The organism is Streptomyces sp. NPDC005931 (genome assembly GCF_042871235.1).
GTDB lineage: Bacteria > Actinomycetota > Actinomycetes > Streptomycetales > Streptomycetaceae > Streptomyces.
Genome location: NZ_JBIAIG010000029.1, coordinates 1 through 16,026, shown reverse-complemented (window position 1 = coordinate 16,026; position 16,026 = coordinate 1). Strand labels below are relative to the sequence as shown.

Annotated in this window: 12 protein-coding genes, 2 pseudogenes and 1 riboswitch; of the genes and pseudogenes, 3 read left to right on the top strand and 11 right to left on the bottom strand. The window is 73.0% G+C overall.

Features of this window, described 5'->3' with window-relative positions:
* The 3 genes from ACFYOV_RS33060 to ACFYOV_RS33050 all read right to left on the bottom strand — a co-directional run bounded on the left by ACFYOV_RS33060 (position 1) and on the right by ACFYOV_RS33050 (position 5,375).
* Complete coding sequence (locus ACFYOV_RS33060) at positions 1 to 2,370, bottom strand: ATP-binding protein (protein WP_389094218.1); 2,370 nt, start codon at positions 2,368 to 2,370, stop codon at positions 1 to 3.
* A 682-nt stretch (positions 2,371 to 3,052) separates the two neighbouring features.
* A complete protein-coding gene (locus ACFYOV_RS33055; RefSeq protein WP_389094216.1) occupies positions 3,053 to 4,111 on the bottom strand; it encodes a helix-turn-helix domain-containing protein in 1,059 nt (352 codons plus the stop codon).
* Positions 4,112 to 4,181: 70 nt separating this feature from the next.
* A complete protein-coding gene (locus ACFYOV_RS33050; protein ID WP_389094214.1) occupies positions 4,182 to 5,375 on the bottom strand; it encodes an MBL fold metallo-hydrolase in 1,194 nt (397 codons plus the stop codon).
* A 183-nt stretch (positions 5,376 to 5,558) separates the two neighbouring features.
* Between ACFYOV_RS33050 and ACFYOV_RS33045 the strand changes: the two genes are divergently transcribed.
* On the top strand, positions 5,559 to 6,743 hold the full coding sequence (locus ACFYOV_RS33045; protein ID WP_389094212.1) for a Glu/Leu/Phe/Val dehydrogenase dimerization domain-containing protein: 1,185 nt from the start codon (positions 5,559 to 5,561) through the stop codon (positions 6,741 to 6,743).
* Between the two features lie 83 nt (positions 6,744 to 6,826).
* On the top strand, positions 6,827 to 7,447 hold the full coding sequence (locus ACFYOV_RS33040; RefSeq protein ID WP_389094210.1) for a TetR/AcrR family transcriptional regulator: 621 nt from the start codon (positions 6,827 to 6,829) through the stop codon (positions 7,445 to 7,447).
* 70 nt (positions 7,448 to 7,517) lie between these two features.
* Here ACFYOV_RS33040 and ACFYOV_RS33035 read toward each other — a convergent pair whose 3' ends face one another.
* The 3 genes and pseudogenes from ACFYOV_RS33035 to ACFYOV_RS33025 form a co-directional block, all read right to left on the bottom strand.
* Complete coding sequence (locus ACFYOV_RS33035; RefSeq protein ID WP_389094246.1) at positions 7,518 to 8,303, bottom strand: SGNH/GDSL hydrolase family protein; 786 nt, start codon at positions 8,301 to 8,303, stop codon at positions 7,518 to 7,520.
* A gap of 205 nt (positions 8,304 to 8,508) precedes the next feature.
* Positions 8,509 to 9,498, bottom strand: coding sequence for a peptidoglycan DD-metalloendopeptidase family protein (locus ACFYOV_RS33030; RefSeq protein ID WP_389094208.1), 990 nt, complete (start codon positions 9,496 to 9,498; stop codon positions 8,509 to 8,511).
* Positions 9,499 to 9,502: 4 nt separating this feature from the next.
* A riboswitch (cyclic di-AMP (ydaO/yuaA leader) is annotated at positions 9,503 to 9,664 on the bottom strand.
* Positions 9,665 to 10,004: 340 nt separating this feature from the next.
* Positions 10,005 to 10,385 (bottom strand): annotated as a pseudogene (locus tag ACFYOV_RS33025) (GH36 C-terminal domain-containing protein); the annotation flags it as partial.
* Between the two features lie 396 nt (positions 10,386 to 10,781).
* Between ACFYOV_RS33025 and ACFYOV_RS33020 the strand changes: the two are divergent.
* Positions 10,782 to 11,579 (top strand): tyrosine-protein phosphatase, encoded by a 798-nt coding sequence (locus tag ACFYOV_RS33020; RefSeq protein ID WP_389094206.1) that lies wholly within the window; start codon positions 10,782 to 10,784, stop codon positions 11,577 to 11,579.
* A gap of 12 nt (positions 11,580 to 11,591) precedes the next feature.
* On the opposite strand, the gene ACFYOV_RS33015 is transcribed toward ACFYOV_RS33020, so the two are convergent.
* The 5 genes and pseudogenes from ACFYOV_RS33015 to ACFYOV_RS32995 all read right to left on the bottom strand — a co-directional run.
* On the bottom strand, positions 11,592 to 11,717 hold the full coding sequence (locus ACFYOV_RS33015) for a DUF6126 family protein (RefSeq protein WP_389094204.1): 126 nt from the start codon (positions 11,715 to 11,717) through the stop codon (positions 11,592 to 11,594).
* Positions 11,714 to 12,337 carry a helix-turn-helix domain-containing protein gene (locus ACFYOV_RS33010; RefSeq protein ID WP_389094202.1) on the bottom strand — a complete coding sequence of 208 codons (624 nt, stop codon included), beginning with the start codon at positions 12,335 to 12,337 and terminating at the stop codon, positions 11,714 to 11,716. The genes ACFYOV_RS33015 and ACFYOV_RS33010 overlap by 4 nt, the downstream gene beginning before the upstream one ends.
* Before the next feature lie 98 nt (positions 12,338 to 12,435).
* Positions 12,436 to 13,854: an aspartate aminotransferase family protein gene (locus tag ACFYOV_RS33005; RefSeq protein WP_389094200.1), complete on the bottom strand. Its 1,419-nt coding sequence runs from the start codon at positions 13,852 to 13,854 to the stop codon at positions 12,436 to 12,438.
* On the bottom strand, positions 13,851 to 15,854 hold the full coding sequence (gene dxs / locus ACFYOV_RS33000) for a 1-deoxy-D-xylulose-5-phosphate synthase (protein WP_389094198.1): 2,004 nt from the start codon (positions 15,852 to 15,854) through the stop codon (positions 13,851 to 13,853). Before dxs ends, ACFYOV_RS33005 begins: the two co-directional genes overlap by 4 nt.
* Positions 15,855 to 15,885: 31 nt before the next feature.
* A pseudogene (locus ACFYOV_RS32995) lies at positions 15,886 to 16,026 on the bottom strand (4-hydroxy-3-methylbut-2-en-1-yl diphosphate synthase); the annotation flags it as partial.

Here is a 16,026-nt window from a genome sequence, read left to right as displayed (position 1 = left end):
TCATCCGGCGGGTGTGCTCCCGTCGCGCCGGGTGGTGTGTTCGGTGCGGGGCACGGGCACGCCGTCCCGGGCGGGGTGCACCTCGGCGTCCCCCGCGGCGGGGGCGGGGGCCGGTGCGGTGCGGGAGAGCGCGTCCAGGGCGGAGGCCGATGCTCTGTGGACGGGCAACATGGGTGCGCGAGACACGGGCGCGGCGGACGGGGGCGCCGCGGACATGGACTCCTGGGCACGGGAGGCCCCGTGGTGCCCATCCGTGCGGTGCGCATCCATGTAGTGCGCGTTGCCGGTGCCGGTGTCCGCGTGGCCCAGAGGTGTGTGGTCCGGGACCGTGTGCTTCGAAGCGGTGTAGTCCGACGCCGTGCAGTCCGACGCCGTGTGGTTCGGGGACGAGGGAGTCGGCTCCGGATGGCGGCGCTCCCTGTGGTCGCCAGCCGTGTGGTCCGCCGCCGTGTGGTCGTCGGCCATGGGTCCGGGTCCCATGTGGTCGACATCCATGTGCCCGGACTCCAAGTGCCCCAAGTCCACGTGCCCCAACTCCATGTGCTGTTGGGCCTCGGCCAGGCTGACGCCGCGTTGGAAGGCCGCCACGAGGTGGGGGTCGTGACCGGCGACGTGTTCCGGCTCCTGGCGTGGAGCCGGGCCGTCGCGGAGTTGCGGGGCGATGTGCTCCTGGGCGCGGCGGCGCGGCAGCTGGGGCCTGTCCATGGTGCCGCGCACGGGGCCACCGCGAGGGGCGAGCGGCGCGGTGCCGGCCTCGGCGGACGGCCGACGGTCGTCGGTGCCGGGCCCGCTGCCGGACCCGGTCGGGGCCGGGCCGGTCCGGGTCTCGCGCGCACCGCGCACGGGCAGCGGGGCGGGTGCGCCGCCCTTCACCGCCGCGGCCCGGGCGGGCGCCGCTCCGCTGTCGGGGGCTGCCTCCCGGCGATGCCCTCGGCGCACTCCGGGTGCCGGCACGGGCGCGAGCGGCGCCCGCGGGACGGACGGCAGGTCATCGCCGTACACCACCCCCGCGGCGGCCCCGGCCCCGTCTCCGGCCCCCTCCCCCGCGTTTCCCTCACGCGGTGGCCCCGGGCTTCCCGTGCTCACCGCGGTGAGGGGTCCCTCGTGCGCCCGGACGCTCCCCGCCGCCGCTCCCGCCACGGTCCCCTCGGCGGCTCCCTGCTCGGCGCCGCCCAGGAGCGCCTGCGGGACCACCAGTACGGCCTGCACCCCGCCGTAGATGTTGGTCTGGAGACGGACGTGGATGCCGTGCCGTTTGGCGAGCTGGGAGACGACGTAGAGCCCGATGCGCCCGTCGGCCAGCAGGCTCGCGACGTTGACCTGGTCGGGGTCGGTGAGCAGGCGGTTCATGCGGTCCTGTTCGCCGGCGGGCATGCCGAGTCCGCGGTCCTCGACCTCGACGGCAAGGCCCGAGGTGACGAGGCCGGCGCGCAGCAGCACCTGGGTGTGCGGCGCGGAGAAGACCGTGGCGTTCTCCACGAGTTCGGCGAGCAGGTGGATGACGTCGGCGACGGCGTGCCCGCGCAGCGTGCCGTCGATCGGGGGCACGAGCTTGACCCGCGAGTACTGCTCGACCTCGGCGATGGCCGAGCGCAGCACCTCGTTCACGGGGACGGGATTGCTCCACTGCCGGCGGGAGACCGCCCCGCCGAGGACGGCGAGGTTCTCGGCGTGGCGGCGGATACGGGTGGCGAGGTGGTCGACGTGGAAGAGGCCCTTGAGCAGGTCCGGGTCCTCGATCTCGTTCTCCAGCTCGTCGAGGATCGAGATCTCACGGTGCACCAGGGACTGAAGGCGCCGGGCGAGGTTGACGAACACCTCGAGCTTCTGTTCGCTGCCCGCCTGGCTGGAGAGCTGGGCGGCCCGCACGACGGCGGTGACGGCGCCGTCGTGCGCGCGGGCCAGTTCGGCGGCGAGCAGGTCGAAGTCGTCGGCGTCCGCGGGGGGTTCACCGTGCTGCCCGCGCTGCGGCGGGGCGTCCCCCCGGCGCAGGGCCTCGACGAGGGCGCGCAGGTCGGCCTCGCGCCGGGCCGTGCTCCGGCGCAGTGCGCCCAGGCGGTCGTACACGGACCGCGCGGCGCGATTGGCTGCCACTGCGGCGATCACGATGCCGGCGAGCGTCACCGAGACCGCTCCGCCGAGCACGCCCCACAGTGTCGGGCCGGGCCGGACTCCCGTGGAGCGCACGATGAACAGGACGGCGGCGCAGGCGCTGAGGGCGACCGCGACGGGCGGCAGCACGGCGAGACGCAGCAGCTGCGGCCTTATGTGGGTCTCGGGCAGGGCGGGCGCGGTCCGGGCGGGTGGGCGCCCGTGCCGTCCGCCCTCACGCCGGTCTGCGCGGGCGGCCGGAGCGCGGAGGTCAGACATCGGTGTCCTCGAACGGGTCCGTCGGTCCTGGTTACCAGGGGGGTTCACGGTGGTATCGCCTCGTGCCTGGCGTGAGCCGTCGCGGTGTCGCGGTACCGGTCGGGAGGGCAGGGGGAGGCCACGGATGTCGGCCCTGCGCCGCCCGACCGACACTCACCGTAGTCGTCACCGCACCATCGGCGGTGGGCAGTTGACAAACTCGTACGGACAGCGTCCCGCTCTGGTATGAGCCCTCGTACGACAGACCGATAACCGACCCGAGTCCGCGGCAGGGATTGAGGGAGGACCGGTCCAGCCTGGTCAGAAGTGGTCGCGTACGGACATCGCGCGCACGGCGCAGTCCGCCGGGCGCCCGCCGTCGCACGCCCCGCCCGCCACCGCCCGCTCCGTCCACCCGCACCGCCCGGGGCAGGTGGGCGCACCGGCCTCGTCGACACCCCCACCCCTCGGGCCATGGCGTCACTCACCGTGATTACCGCACCGTCGGGCCGACCGCCCACCCGGCGCACGGGCGCGCCCCCGGGGGACACCCATCCGGAACACGGCCGCACCTCTCATCACCGGCTGCCACCCCCGGCCCACGACCGGACGAGCACCAAGCGCACCCCTCACGGCCTGCGTCAGCACTCACCCCCGGGGGACGCCGTGGGGCCCGAGCCGTACCGCCCCCTCTCGATCACCGTCACCCCCGCCGACGCCCGCCCGAGGACGGGTCGCAGCCCACCGGAACGGCCCGACGGGTCGGACCACGGGCCGGGCGAGGAGCGTCACGGGCGGAGCGGGACGGAAGGTGGTGGTGATCGCGCCAGTCGCGAGGGGTGACTCCGTAGGCCTGCTTGAACACCTTGCTGAAGTGCGTCGCGTCCACGAAACCCCAGCTCCGGGCAATGGCGGCGATGGTCCGCAGCCGGCCGCCCGGGCCGGCCAACTCCCTTCTGCGCTCGGCCAGGCGGCGCGTGCGGATCCAGTCCCCCAGGCTGATGCCCGACCGGGACAGCACCACGTAGAGGTGACGTACCGAGATGCCGTGCGCGGCGGCGATCCGTGCCGCCGACAGATCGGGGTCCGCCAGGTGCTCCCGGATGTACTGGGTGATCCGCAGGCCGAGCGTCGCCTCCGACGACGCCTTCGCCGAACCGGTGTCGCCGCGGTGGGACGCCACGACGCCGCGGAGCAGTTCGACGCTGGGTTCGAAGGCTGCGCCCGCATGCGCTCCCCGGTGCAGTTCGTCGCTGAGTGCCAACTGGGAGAAGTAAGTGAACGCGAGGCGCGCCAGGGGATTGCCCGGCCCGAGGGAGACCGCGGTGATGTCCCGCAGCGACCGGTCGGGCAGTGCGAGGGCGGCGCGGGGGAAACGCAGGAAGTGGTGGTCGACTCCCTCTTCGTAGAGCAGCGTGTAGGGCGAGGTCGACTCGTACAGAGCGAAGTCGCCGGGCCTCAGCAGGCACTCGCGGCCGTTCTGCACCACCACGCTGGTGCCCGTCACCTGCAGACCGACGAGGACGATCGGCTCCTGGTCCTGCCGGGCCAGCCGCCCCGTCCGGCGGACGGTGGCCGCGGTGGCCCGCGCGGAGAAGATGCCGAGAGGCCCGACTTCCCCCAGCCGTATCCGGGCGGAGATGTCCGGGGCCGGAAGGGTGTGCTCGATGTCGACCGCCACCATGGTTTCCCGCACCACGTTGAGCAGGACTTCCTCGCGGTCCCGCGGTGGTATGGAGGCGGTGTCCAGGACAGGGGTCACGAAGGACGCCCTCCCCCGCACCCACCGGCGGGCCGCACCGGCCTGCTCCGCTCCGCCGCACCCCACCGCGTCATCGGTCACCGGCGGGATCGAGATCGCGGCCGGGGTTCCCGGCCACGGCCCGCGCCGGCCGGGGCCGGCGCCACGAGTGGGGGACGGGCCGGGACACCCCGCGCCACCAGGGGTCGGAGGGCAGCTTCCCCTCGGGTTCGAAGGGCTCGCCGGGGCGGGGGAACGCCACCGCCTGCCCCGCCTCGCCCGCCGCGTCCTTCAGCCACTCCGCCGGCTCCGCCCACGCGTGCGGAGCCAGGTTGAAGGTGCCCCAGTGGATCGGCAGCAGCACACCGGCCGGGGCGCCGCCCTGGAGGTCGAGGTGCGAACGGACGCCCTCCTCGGGGGTCATGTGGATGTCGGGCCAGAACTCCGAGTACGCGCCGACCTGGATCATCGTGGCGTCGAACGGGCCGTGCTGCGCACCGATGTCCCGGAAGCCCTCGAAGTAGCCGGTGTCGCCGCTGTGGAAGACGCGGTGCTCCTCACCGGCGACGACCCACGAGGCCCACAGGGTGTGCTGGGTGTTGCGCAGGGCGCGCCCGCAGAAGTGGCGGGCCGGGGTGGCCGTGAGGGTGAGTCCGCCGATCCGGGTTGCTTCGTGCCAGTCCAGTTCGCGCAGCCGGCCGGCGGACACGCCCCAGTGCTCCAGGTGGGCGCCGACGCCGAGCGGCACGGCGAACAGGGTGTCCGTGCCGGCCAGCGCCCGGATCGTGGGCAGGTCCAGGTGGTCGTAGTGGTCGTGCGAGACGACGACGGCGTCGACCGGGCCGAGCGCGGCCAGCGGCAGGGGCGCCGGGTGCAGCCGCCTCGGCCCGGCGAAGGGGAACGGGGAGCAGCGCTCGCCCCAGACCGGGTCGAACAGCACCCGATGCCCGTCGATCTCCGCCAGCACGCCCGAGTGGCCCATCCAGGTGAGCCGCAGGCCGGTGGCGGGCGGGCGGGAGAGGTCGGCGAGGGTCGTGGAGTGCACCGGTACGGCACCCGTCGGGGTCCGCCGGGACCGGGTCTCCTTGTCGAGGAAGACCTTCGCGACGTCCAGTGCGGAGCCCGAGGGCCGGGTGCGGGCGGTCCCTCCGGGATTCCGGAAGACGCCGTTGTGGAAGTGCGGGGAACGGCGGATGCGGGCCATGCGCTCACCGCCGGGATCCGCGCCGAAGGCGGCAGGGCGCAACCCGCGCAACCCTGGGCTGGGGGAACGGAAACCGGCCACGGTACCTCCAGGTGGATCGGTGAGACGTTCCATTATGGGCGGCGGGTCCGGCAGGCGGTGCCGGACCGGACAGGACACCGTCCGCGGGGCGGCGGCCGGCCCGGTCCCGGCCGAGGGGCCACGCCGTTGACAGTGCCCGGCGCCGCCCCGGATACTGACTCGCCGTTCAGTCAAGGAGCCCGTATGCCCGCCTCCGCCCCCTCGTTGTCACTCACCTGGACCGATCACCTCAGCGGCTGCCGGGGCTTCCTGGTCGTGGACCGGCTGGTGCGGGGCGTCGCCAGCGGCGGGCTGCGGATGCGGCCGGGGTGCACGCTGGACGAGGTGACCGGGCTGGCGCGCGGGATGACGCTGAAGGAGGCACTGCACTACGACCCGGAGGCCCGTTACGTCCCGCTGGGCGGCGCCAAGGGCGGCATCGACTGCGACCCCCGGGACCCGGAGGCGTACGGGGTGCTGGTGCGCTACCTCCGGGCGGTGCGGCCGTACGTCGAGAGCTGCTGGACGACGGGTGAGGACCTGGGGCTGAGCCAGGACCTGGTGGACCGGGCGGCCGCCGAGGCGGGGCTGGTGTCGTCGATCCAGGCGGTGTATCCGCTGCTGGACGACGAGCCCGGGGCGCGGCGCCGCCTCGCCGACGCGTTCGCCGTCGAGGTGGACGGCATCGGCCTGGGCGAGCTGGTCGGCGGCTGCGGGGTGGCGGAGGCCGCCCTCACCGCGCTGGACCGGGCCGGGGTGCCGCACCGGGGGACGCGGGTGGCGGTGCAGGGGCTCGGGACCATGGGCGGGGCCACGGCACGCTTCCTCGCCCGCGCGGGACTCACGGTCGTGGCCGTCGCCGACATCAAGGGCACGATCGTCAACCCGGCCGGTCTCGACGTCGAGGTCCTGCTGGCCGCGCGGGACGGCCACGGCACCGTGGACCGCGCGGCCCTGCGCCCCGGCGACCGGGAGCTGCCCGGTGGCGCCTGGCTGACGGCCGACGCGGAGGTGCTGGTGCCGGCGGCGGTGTCGTACGCCGTCGACACGAGCAACCAGGAGCGGATCACGGCCCGCTGGATCGTCGAGGCGGCCAACATGCCCGTACTGCCGGAGGCCGAACGGCTGCTGGCGGCGCGCGGTGTGACCGTGCTGCCGGACGTCGTCGTCAACTCCGGCACCAACGCCTGGTGGTGGTGGACCCTGTTCGGTGACGTCGGCCCGGACGCCCCCGAGGCGTTCGCGTACCTGCGCCGCTCGATGCGCGGCCTGGTCGAGTCGATGCTGACCCGCGCGCAGACCGACGGCACCACACCCAGGGCCGCCGCGCACGCCCTCGCCGAGGAACGGCTGCCGGTGATCGCGGAGCGGTTCGGCTCGTACCGCTGAGGGGCGGGACGGACATCCGTCCGCGCCCGACCGGCCGGTTTCGCGGGGTCGGGGGTTGTCGGTGTCTGTGTAGGGTGACGATCGTGACCAGGGTGCGGTTGAGCGTGGCCGAGCGGCGGGGGGAACTGCTGAGGGCGGCCATCGAGCAGATCGAGGCGCGGGGTGTGGCGGCGGTCAGGATCGCGGACGTGGCCTCCGCGCTCGGGGTGAGCAACGCGCTGGTGCTCTACCACTTCTCGACCAAGGAGCAGTTGGTCGCCGCCGCGTTCGCACACGCGGCCGAGGACGACCTGGCCCGGCTGCGCAAGCTGCTCGGCCGCCGCACGACCGCCCTGCGCAGACTGCGGTCGGCCGTGCGCTGGTACGCCCCGACGGGCCAGGCCAAGGGCTGGCGGCTGTGGATCGAGGGCTGGGCGGCGGCACTGCGCGAGCCGGCGCTGCGCGAGGTCGCCCGGGACCTCGACCGGCAGTGGAAGGCGGCACTCACCGAGGTCGTCGCGGAGGGTGTGGCCGCGGGCGAGTTCCGCTGCCCGGACCCCGCCGCCGCGGCGCTGCGGCTGACCGCCCTGCTCGACGGGCTCGCCGTCCAGCTGACGTCCTACGGCGGCACGGTGCCCCGGGCCCGGGCTCGCGCCTGGGTGGACGAGGCCCTGGCCCGTGAACTGAACCTGGAACGTGAGGTGTTGACCGCTCCGCCGCGCTGAGCCCGCCGGGCCGGGAGCGGGCCGCGTCCACCACCGTCGACGTGGCCCGTGCCCCCCGTCCACGGGGCCCTCACGCCACGGAGGAGATCCGCTCCCTGATGTCGTGCGGGGACAGCGCGCCCTTCGCGGTGACGTGGTCACCGGAGGACTCCCCGCGCAGTCGGCGTCCGATCCACGGCACCAGGTACTGCCGTGCCCAGTGGACGTCGTCGCGCCGGATCTCGAGGGTGCCGCGGGGCGGCAGCGGCGGCCAGGGCTGTTCCGGGGCGGCCGGGACGCCGAGGCCGAGGACCTGGCCCGCGCGCAGCGCCACACGCGTGTGCCCCTCGGGCGAGAGGTGCAGCCGGTCGGCGTCCCAGGCCCTGCGGTCCTGGATGCTCTTCAGGGACCACAGGTCGAGCACGGGGCAGCCGTACCGGTCGGCGACGGCCCGGACGTGGCCGTTGTACGTGGCGATCTTGCCGCGCAGATGCTTGAGCACGGGGACGTCACGGGTGTCGAAGCCGGTCGCCACCACGACGGTGCCGGCCGCGGCGGTCAGCGCGGCGACCGCCCGCTCGAAACGCTCGGCCACCTCGTCCGGGTCGCCGCCGGGCCGGAGGATGTCGTTGCCGCCCGCGCAGAACGAGACCAGGTCGGGGGCGAGTGCGACGGCCCGCGGAAGCTGGTCGGCCACGATCTGGTCGAGCAGTTTGCCGCGCACCGCCAGGTTCGTGTACCGGAAGTCGCCTTCGGGCCGGCGGTCGGCGAGAAGCACGGCGAACCGGTCGGCCCAGCCGACGAACGCCCCGTCGGGCCCGGGATCGCCCACTCCCTCGGTGAAGCTGTCCCCCACCGCCACGTACGACCCGATCACTGCTTTGCTGTCACTCTTCGAATCGTCTGCCACGGCCGACCATGATTCCCTCTCGAATGTGACCTACGCGAACGTAGGAAGGGATTGACGGGCGGTGAGATAAGCCACTTGCCGAGCCTGCCGTGCCCTGGAGGGCACGCCGAAGGCCGGACCCTCACCATCGGGGTCCGGCCTTCGGCGGCGTGTCGGGCGGGTTCTCCCGGGGTCAGCCGAGGGCGACGCCCTTCGAGCGGAGGTAGGAGACCGGGTCCACGTCCGAGCCGTAGCTCGGCGAGGTGCGGATCTCGAAGTGCAGGTGCGGACCGGTCGAGTTGCCCGTCGAGCCGGAGAGGCCGACCTGCTGGCCGCCGGTCACGGTCTGGCCGGCGGAGACGGACAGCGAGGACAGGTGGGCGTACTGGGCGTAGTAGCCGTCGTTCAGCTTGATGACGACCTGGTTGCCGTACGCGCCGGCCCAGCCCGCGGAGACGACGGTGCCCGAGCCCACGGCCTTCAGGGAGGTGCCGGTCGGGACGCTGAAGTCGACGCCGGTGTGGTAGCCGCTCGACCACATGCTGCCGGCCACCTTGTAGCCGGTGCCGACGCCGCCACCGGGCACCGGGGAGCTGTAACCGGAGGTGGTGGCGGCCTGGTTGGCCGCCGCCTTCGGAGCGGCGGCCTTCGGAGCGGCGGCCTTCGGGGCGGCGGCCTTCGGAGCGGCGGCCTTCGGAGCGGACTGCTGCGCGGTCTGCGCGGAGGGCTTCGTGGAGGTCTTCGGCGCGGTGGAGGCCGGCTTGTCCGAGGAGGAGGACTTCTTCGGGGCGCTCTGCGCGGTGGCCTTGCCGTCGATCGTGAGCTTCAGACCGGGGTGGATGAGCGACGGGTTGTCACCGACCGCCTCGCGGTTGTCCGCGTAGAGCTTCTTCCAGCCGCCCTCGACGTCCTGGGTGTCGGCGATCCTGGCGAGGTAGTCGCCGGCCTGCACGGTGTACGTGCGGGCTTCACGGTTCTTCTCGGTGGAGTTCTTTCCGCCCTTCTCGGGGGCGACGGAAAGGGACCGGACGGCCTTTTCCGGGGCCGCCTGCGCCGGGGCGGCCTGGGCGCCGGTGGCGCCGAGAAGCGGCAGGGCGAGCGCGGCGCCGCCGGTTCCGGCGACGGCGATGGAGCGGGTGAAACGCTGTGTCTTGGTACGGCGGTGCTTACCCTTGGCGGGCATGACGAATTCCTCTCCGGCGCCTGCGAGGTGAGCTGTCGGGTGCGGGCTGGAGATGCCCGGCCGCGCCGAAACGCGGCTTAACCCCAAGCCGTTCCGGAGACCGGAACAGGCAGTCGTACCTGTGGGTCCCCCGCTCCTGCCGTACACGGGTCAGTGGTGTGCGGGCTCCGAGCGGCGGCAGGATTGGGCGTCCGCTCGGATCGGTGGCGAACGTAAGCGACCACGACGCAAACGGACAAGCGAGAGGTTCCAGGCGAAGGCGTTTTTCCGTGATCGACAGTCGCGAATGCCGTCACCGAGCGTCGATCCGCATTTCCGATCAGCCGCGAACGTCCTTGAAATTCACTGCAATTACGTGAGCATGATGACAACACACCGTCACGAATATGACGATGCTCACGCACCCCTACCCCATCTCCCTTTCTATCGGGGCACGTTATGGCGAAGCCCCCTAAACGGACAGAACGCCTCATTCGCCAGATCACAGACGTCCGCAGCCGCACCACGGCCGCACCCGGATCCCCGCGCAGGCCGATGCGCAGACCCTGCTGCGACAGCACGGCGCCTCCGTGGGTTTCGCCCGTTTCGCGGCATTCACACACGGCCGTCGGATCGAGGCCGCGCAACCCGAGCACGGGGCACGGTGCGCCGTGGCGCGGGTCCTGGAGGCGGACGAGGGCGCATGCAGTCCGTCGAGCCACTCCCCCAGGCACGCCCGGACGCCGTCGCGGGTCGGGGCGAGGACGTACCGATTGCGAATTCCGCCCACTTTCGCCCCGGCCGGCACTGCACGTAGTCCGGGGGCACGCGGTAGAGGTCGCGTCGGGGCCGGGCCGGCCGTCTTCGGCCCGACCCGGTGCCGAACCGCATCCCGAGGCCGTGCGCATCGTCCGGGAGCGGCTTCGGACCGGGGACCGGGGGAAGTGGCGGCGGACGCGGTCTCGGCCGGGTGCCCGGTCGTCTCGAAGTCCTCGACGGCGCGGCGGGCGGCCGGGGGCGGACGGTCGCCGGTGCGCACCCCGAACCAGCCGTCGTCGATTACCAACGGCTCGACGCCCGTCGTGGCGCCCCGCTCGGTGAGCACGCGCTGCCGCGGCTGGGCCGCCGCCACACCCGACCTCCACGAAATCGAACAGGACGAGCAGACCTCGACATCATGAAAGGGTGCGCGGGCGCCAGGACCTGCCCGTGGAGGACTCATTGCCTCCGGCAGCCATGTCGTATCGTCGAGGGACGTCCGCCGACCGAGCCGCGCCGGCGGCGCCGAGTGGGAGGAGCCCTACGTGACGCAGCAAATCCCGTCGACCGAACCCGAGCTGGCCGGAGTGCGCAACTTCCGCGACGTGGGCGGACTGCCGACCGTGGACGGTCGGCGGGTGCGGCACGGGGTGCTGTTCCGCAGCGGGCACCTCGCCCACGCGACCCCCGAGGACGCCGCGTTCCTGTCCTCCCTGGGACTGCACACGGTCTTCGACTTCCGCAACGCCGCCGACCAGAGGCTCGAGGGCCCGGACGTGGAGCTGCCGGGCGTGCGCAACGTGAACCTGCCGCTGAGCGACCCGGCCGATGGTGCCGAGTTCTGGAAGATGGTCCGCGACGGCAACCTGGACCAGCTCCGCTCGATCCTCGCGGACGGCAAGGCCGCCGACCGGATGATCAACTCCTACCGCATCACCATCAGGCAGCGCACCGCCGAGCACTCCCGCGTGCTGCACTCGCTCGCCGACGACGGCGTTCCGGTGCTGATGCACTGCGCGGCCGGCAAGGACCGCGCGGGGCTGTCGGTGGCCGTCACGCTGCTCGCCCTCGGCGTGGAGCGCGACGCGATCTTCGACGACTACCTCAAGTCCAACGCCCGGCACCGACGCTACAAGGTGCACCGCAGCAGCACGTCCGCCTCGGCCTACTCCCCCGAGGTGATGGAACTGCTCAGCCCCCTGTTCGACGCCCGGGCCGAGTACCTGTCGGCCGCCCTCGAGACCATCGAGGAGACCTGGGGCGGCGTGGACCCCTATCTGGAGACGGCGCTCGGCGTGACCCCCGAGACCCGGGAGCGGCTGCGCGAGCGCCTGCTCGACTGACCGGAGAGCCGGCTACTTGGCGCCCACCTCGAACAGCAGGTAGACGAAGGCCGCGAAGACGTGTCCCACCGCGATGTAGATGATCAGCCGCACCCACAGCGCGCGGGGGAACTTCTCCTCCAGGTCTTTGCCGGTCATGACATGTCTCCGTGGGTCGGGCCCAGGCACAGCGTGGCCGTGGGACTCTGCAGCAGGGTGTGGACGAACAGGAGGTCGACCCCGTCGGGGTCCTGGGCGGCGATCCGGTGCGGGGTCAGCGAGTCGAAGTGCGCGCTGTCGCCGGGGCCGAGCCGGTGCAGAGTGTCCCCGAGGCGCAGCCGCAGCCGTCCCTTGAGGACGTACAGCCACTCCTCGCCGGGGTGGACCCGGACGATGTCGCCCTGGGAGCCGTGCGGTACGTGCACCCGAAGGGCCTGCATCCCGCGTCCTGGAGCTCCGGCCTGCCAGTAGGTCCAGCCGCCGGCCGCGGTCGGCTCCATGTCGGCGCCGCGCACCACGGCGTCCCGGCCGGCGGCCGCCTCACCGAGGAGTTCGGAGACCGTCGTACCGTAGGTACGGGCGAGGGAGAGCAGCATCGGCAGCGAGGGCTGGCGCTGCCCGGTCTCCAGGCGGGAGAGGTGGGCGGGCGACATGCCCGCGTCGCGGGCCGCGGCCTCCAGCGTCAGGGAGGCCCTGCGCCGCAGGGCCCGCAGCTGCGGCGCGACCGTAGGGAGCGCGTCGGCCCGCTCGGCCGACGGCTCGGTCTCGGAGGAGCTCATGCCTCCATTGAGCCGAAGTCTTGCCTGTCGGGCAAATTTCTTGCCTCAGAGGCAAACCGCCTGGCTCCCGGCCGCGGACCCCGGTCCCGAGCCGCGGGTCAGGGCCGGTGGGCGATCGCCTGCTTGACCAGTGTCTTCCCGAAGTCCCACATCAGGCCGCCGTTGTGCGCGTCGTCCATCACCGCGGTGAAGGCGTCCAGGAACCGCTCCACCTCGCGTTCGCCGATGATCAGCGGCGGGATCAGTTTGATCACCTCCATGTGGTCGCCGGACACCTGGGTCAGGATCCGGTGCCGCTGGAGCAGCGGGACGACCACCATCTGGGCGAACAGTCCCTTGCGCGCGGCCTGGAGCATCGCCCAGTGGCCGCGCAGCTTCAGCGAGCGGGGCCGGCCGAACTCGATCCCGATCATCAGGCCCCGCCCCCGCACGTCGGCGAGCAGCTCGTACTTCCCGGTCAGCGCGGTCAGCCTGGACCTGAGCAGTTCCCCGGTGGCCCGGACGTTCGCGACGATCTGCTCGCTCTCCATCACCGACAGCACCGCCAGGCCCGCCGCCATGGCCTGCGCGTTCGCCCCGAAGCTCGCCGAGTGCACCAGCACCCGGTCCATGGACGAGTAGACCTTCTTGAAGATCCAGTCCTTGCCGAGCGTGGCCCCCACCGGCACGTATCCGCCGGAGAGCGCCTTGGCCACGCACACCAGGTCCGGCTCGACGCCCTCCTCGTGCTGGTAGGCGTAGAAGTCGCCGGTCCGCCCCAGGCCGGTCTGCACCTCGTCGGCGATCAAGAGTGCCCCGTGCCGGTGCAGCAGCTCCTGCGCGGCCCGCAGATAGCCGGGCGGAGCCTCGTGCACGCCCTTGCCCTGGATCGGCTCGACGATCAGCGCGGCGACGTCGCCCTTGCCCACCTCCCGTTCCAGCGCGTCGAGGTCGCCGAGCGGGACGGCGGTGTCGGGCAGCAGCGGGGCGAAGCCGTCCCGGAACCCGGACTCGCCGTTGACGGACAGGGAGCCGGTGGTCAGCCCGTGGAAGGCGTGCGCGCAGTACAGCACGCGCGGCCTGCCGGTGACGTACCGGGCGAACTTCAGCGCGCACTCGACGGCCTCGGTGCCGCTGTTGCCGAAGAACACCCGCTCCAGGTGCGGGCTGTGCGCGAGCAGCTTCTCGGCCAGCAGCCCGGGCAGCGGCTGGCAGTCGAAGCGGGTCAGGTCGGCCGGCGAGGCGTCCAGGACGTCGTGCAGGGCCTTGCGGACCACCGGGTGGTGGCGGCCCAGGCCCATCACCCCGAACCCGGCGAGCATGTCCAGGTGGTCGTTGCCGTCCGCGTCCCAGAAGTAGGCGCCCTCGGCACGCTCGTAGACCCTGTCGAAGCCGATGGTGTGCAGCATGCGCGGCAGCTGGGGGTTGAGGTACCGGGCGTGCAGCTCGTAGCGCTCGGCCCCGCGCTCGGCGAGCAGCGCGCCGAGGTCGAAGTCCCCGGTCCGCGAGGACTCCGAGGCGGACTCCGCGGTGGTCATGCCTGTCGCTCCTGTCGCTGCGATGACGGCGCGGACGGCTCCTGCCGTCCCCCTGCGGGTCCGGACAGCTCCTGCCGGACCGGTGACCGTTCGGCCCGCTCCTGCCGGACCCGCGGCGGTGCGGACCGCTCCTCCATGACGGCCAGGCTCGCGCTGATCCGTCCGGCCACCTCGACGGGCGTCAGCCCGATGTCGGCCAGCACCTCCGCGCGCTTGGCGTGCGCGAGGAACTGCTCCGGGACCCCGAACCGCCGCACCGGCACGTCGACCTCCGCGTCACCCAGCGCCAGCGCCACCGCCGAACCCACCCCGGCCGCCCGGCTGTTGTCCTCGACGACGGCCACCAGCCGGTGCCGGGCGGCCAGAGGCGGCAGCGCCGGGTCGACGGGCTTGACCCAACGGGGGTCGACCACGGTGCAGCCGATGCCGCGCGCCTGCAGCAGTTCGGCCGCCTGGAGGCAGACGGGCGCCATCGCACCGACGGCCACCAGCAGCACCTCGGGTTCGTCGGCGCGGTGCAGCAGGTCCATGCCGCCCACCCGGTCCAGCGCCGGGATCACGGGGCCCACGGACTCCTTGGGGAACCGCACCAGGGTCGGGGCGTCGTCGACGGCGACCGCCTCGCGCAACTGGGCGCGCAGTTGGTCGGCGTCGCGGGGCGCGGCGATGCGCAGGCCGGGGACGACCTGCAGGACCGACATGTCCCACATGCCGTTGTGCGAGGGTCCGTCGACGCCGGTGACGCCGGCCCGGTCCAGCACGAAGGTGACCCCGCAGCGGTGCAGCGCCACGTCCATCAGCAATTGGTCGAACGCCCGGTTGAGGAAGGTGGCGTACACGGCGACGACCGGATGCAGGCCTCCGGTCGCCAGCCCGGCCGCGGACACGGCCGCGTGCTGCTCGGCGATGCCGACGTCCCACACCCGGTCCGGGAACCGCTCGGCGAACCGGCCGAGACCGACGGGGTGCAGCATGGCGGCGGTGATCGCCACCACGTCCTCGCGTTCCTCGCCGATGCGCACGATCTCGTCGCCGAACACCGACGTCCAGGACGGCCCCCCGGAGGGCGCGAGCGGCGCGCAGGTCAGCGGGTCCATCACGCCGACGGTGTGGAAGTGGTCCTCCTCGTGGGCGAGGGCGGGCTCGTAGCCGCGGCCCTTCTCGGTGAGGCAGTGGACCAGGACGGGCCCGTGGAAGCGCTTGGCACGGCGCAGCGCGGACTCCACGGCCCCGATGTCGTGCCCGTCGATCGGGCCGAGGTACTTCAGCCCCAGGTCCTCGAAGAGCCCCTGCGGGGCGAACGCGTCCTTGAAGCCCTTCTTGGCTCCGTGCAGGGCCTCGTAGACGGTGTTGCCGACCAGGGGGGTGCGCTGGAGCACGTCCTTGCCCCAGGCCAGCACCCGCTCGTAGCCGTCGGTCGTGCGCAGCGCCGCCAGGTGGTTGGCGAGGCCGCCGATGGTCGGGGCGTAGGAGCGCTCGTTGTCGTTGACGACGACGATCAGCGGCCGGTCCTTGGCGGCGGCGATGTTGTTGAGCGCCTCCCAGGCCATGCCGCCGGTGAGCGCGCCGTCCCCGACCACGGCGACGACGTGCCCCTTCTCCCCCTGTACCTGGCGGGCCTTGGCGAGACCGTCGGCCCAGCCGAGCGCCGTGGAGGCGTGGCTGTTCTCGATGACGTCGTGCTCGGACTCCTCCCGCGAGGGATAGCCGGACAGTCCGCCCTTGCCCCGGAGTTTGGAGAAGTCCTGACGTCCCGTCAGCAGCTTGTGCACGTAGCTCTGGTGACCGGTGTCCCAGAGGATGCGGTCGGCGGGTGACTCGAAGACCCGGTGCAGGGCGACGGTGAGTTCCACCACCCCCAGGTTGGGCCCGAGATGACCACCGGTCCTGGCGACCGCGTGCACCAGGAACTCCCTGATTTCGTGGGACAGTTCGCCGAGTTCCGCCTCGGACAGCGCCTTCAGGTCGCGCGGTTGCCGGATGCTCTCCAGAATTGTCACGCTCGGGCCCCCTCTCGGTCCGTGCCTCGCCTCAACTCACGGTCACTGCCGGTTTCCCCGTGACGGCGGGTCCGCCGTCGGCCTCCATGCGCGCGGCGAGCTTCATGGCCTCCTCGATCAGGGTCTCCACGATCTTCGACTCGGGAACGGTCTTGATGACCTCGCCCTTGAC

Coding starts and splice junctions, on each gene's coding strand:
- ACFYOV_RS33045 (WP_389094212.1), top strand. CDS start 5,559: ATGCCCGCCTCCGCCCCCTCGTTGTCACTCACCTGGACCGATCACCTC.
- ACFYOV_RS33030 (WP_389094208.1), bottom strand. CDS start 9,498: ATGCCCGCCAAGGGTAAGCACCGCCGTACCAAGACACAGCGTTTCACC.
- ACFYOV_RS33010 (WP_389094202.1), bottom strand. CDS start 12,337: ATGAGCTCCTCCGAGACCGAGCCGTCGGCCGAGCGGGCCGACGCGCTC.
- ACFYOV_RS33005 (WP_389094200.1), bottom strand. CDS start 13,854: ATGACCACCGCGGAGTCCGCCTCGGAGTCCTCGCGGACCGGGGACTTC.
- ACFYOV_RS33060 (WP_389094218.1), bottom strand. CDS start 2,370: ATGTCTGACCTCCGCGCTCCGGCCGCCCGCGCAGACCGGCGTGAGGGC.
- ACFYOV_RS33015 (WP_389094204.1), bottom strand. CDS start 11,717: ATGACCGGCAAAGACCTGGAGGAGAAGTTCCCCCGCGCGCTGTGGGTG.